Here is a 458-nt window from a genome sequence, read left to right as displayed (position 1 = left end):
CTATAGATAATAAAGACATATCTTATTTTAGAAATTTACTGAAAGAAAATGATTATAAAAATATAACCAATGAAAAATTGAAAAGATGTGTTAAAACATTAAACAAATATAGAAATTATATTGAAAATTCTATTATATATAAGTATTCAAATGGAAAGCTAGAATCAGCAAATAGAACAATTAAATTATTAAAGCGTAATGCTTGTGGATATAGGAATTTTGAAAATTTTAGAACAAGAATATTATTGATATTTAATTATATAGCTAAAAGCAAACAGTTAGAATGATTAGTTATTAATTAAATATAGACTTAGGCTTACTAATTAAAAAATATTCAACCAGTAATTAAAATATTTTTAATGATTTCAAAAAAAATTGAAAATAGTAAGTCTATTTAGTCGTGTATTTTAACATCAAAAAACTATAAATTGATGTAAAAGCGTCTATATGAATAATTG

Annotated in this window: 1 protein-coding gene; it reads left to right on the top strand. The window is 19.4% G+C overall.

What is annotated here, in order from left to right:
* Positions 1-287, top strand: a 287-nt coding sequence (locus HZY83_RS07705) for a transposase (protein ID WP_179943467.1), incomplete at its 5' end; no start/stop codon positions are given.
* Positions 288-458: the final 171 nt, after the last annotated feature.

Origin of the sequence: Gemella sp. GH3 (assembly GCF_013415425.1) — a bacterium.
Taxonomy (GTDB): Bacteria; Bacillota; Bacilli; order Staphylococcales; family Gemellaceae; genus Gemelliphila.
Note: the sequence above shows the minus strand (reverse complement) of the source record. Positions and strands in the feature narration are given on the sequence as shown.